The organism is Sutcliffiella sp. NPDC057660 (assembly GCF_042800035.1).
GTDB lineage: Bacteria > Bacillota > Bacilli > Bacillales > Bacillaceae_I > Sutcliffiella_A.
The window spans coordinates 1-1,571 of the sequence record NZ_JBHVHV010000044.1 but is presented as its reverse complement, the minus strand read 5'-3'; the positions used below and the strand labels follow the sequence as shown (position 1 = coordinate 1,571).

The window sequence follows — 1,571 nt, the reverse complement described above, 5'->3', positions numbered from 1 at the left end:
TTGTTTAGGAAATTATAAACCCCTTTAAATTGTGGATAACTGTTCTTATAATGTTCTTATATAACTCTCAGGGTGAAAAGTATGAAAAAGAAAAATAGTGGTGTTATCAAACAAATATTAAAAGATCATTTTGACGGATATTGGACCATGTATGGGCATAACTATCCAGAGTCTTATCGGGATGATATAAAGGAAACGGTACTTAAGGCAATACGTTGTGGCACAACTGATTTAGGCTTTGCAAAGTATGAATGCTTAGGTTGCGTTGGTCACGCTAAACCTAAATTTGTTTGTTTTACATGTAAGAGTCGTTTCTGTCATAAGTGTGGGAAGAAGTACACAGACGACTGGTCAGAGAAACAACAGGAAATGATTTTCAATGTCCCGCACCGACATATGGTATTCACTATTCCAAAAGAAATTAGAAAGATTTTCTTTGAAGACCGCAAAAAGCTGAATGAATTAAGTAAAGAAGTTGCCGAGGTATTTCAATTCTACTTTAAGAGGAAAAGTAAAAAGAGAGACCTTAGAGTAGGGGTAATCACTGTTATACATACTTTTGGGAGGGATATGAAATTCAATCCGCATGTCCATGCATTAGTAACGGAGGGAGCCCTAGATAATAAAAACGAGTGGATTCCAACAGAGTATATTCCTTATGAATACTTGAGAAGGTCATGGCAAAAAGTTGTCATGGATTTGATGAAAAAATGGTTTCCTAAAAATCAAAAAGTCCTAAACTTAATTTCAGAGTTGTACCAACGGTACCCAAAAGGCTTTTATGTCAACGGAGAGAAAAGAATGAGGGACGCAAAAGGTGCAGCTAAATATATTGGTCGTTACTTAGCTAGACCGGCCATAGCGGAATACCGAATTACAAATTACGATGGAAAACATGTGGAATTCTGGTACGAAGATCATCAGACTGGAAGAAGAATAGATGTAAGACTACCTGTATACAAATTCCTAATAAAATTATTACAACATATTCCTCCCAAGCATTTTCGAATGGTTGGTCGTTTTGGTTTGTATAGTAGAAAATCGTATTCAAAAGCTAACCAAGTTTTATCACTGTATGCATTCATGCGAACTAGGCAACTTTCTCTGTTACTAAAGACAAAGAAAAGAAAAAAGACATATCGCCAAAGAATGATTGAAGCCTTTGATAAGGATCCATTTAAGTGCCCTACTTGTAATCAAGAAATGGATTTGGTAGAAATTTATCATAGAGATTATGGCTTTCTATTTCATTACATGGATGATATGAACATTATTTATCCGAGAGGAATGATTCAGAGTGACAAAAAAGGAAAAGCTGGATGAAGAGTGTCTACCCTGGGCAATAGATATGGAAGAAGAGGATGAAACGATACTCTTTAAATGTATAGATTGTGGTGAAGAGGACGAAGTCCCAGACTTTATCGTTGATGAATATTCATATGATCTTAAAAAAGGAGAGGAAGTGGAAACTGCCTGTCCTGTTTGTGATGGAATCATGCGAAGAGCGAAGAATGTCCCAAGTGAATAAGCCTCACTTGGGACGTAAAAGAGTCGCGTTAGCGATTTTGTTC

2 protein-coding genes are annotated in these 1,571 nt (G+C 36.3%); both read left to right on the top strand.

The genetic code is table 11. The features are described 5' to 3' along the window. The first annotated feature begins 81 nt into the window (after positions 1–81). A complete protein-coding gene (locus ACFVAD_RS24230) occupies positions 82–1,323 on the top strand; it encodes an IS91 family transposase (protein ID WP_386646470.1) in 1,242 nt (413 codons plus the stop codon). Further along, a complete protein-coding gene (locus ACFVAD_RS24225) occupies positions 1,298–1,528 on the top strand; it encodes a hypothetical protein (RefSeq protein WP_386646467.1) in 231 nt (76 codons plus the stop codon). Before ACFVAD_RS24230 ends, ACFVAD_RS24225 begins: the two co-directional genes overlap by 26 nt. Positions 1,529–1,571 lie beyond the last annotated feature (43 nt).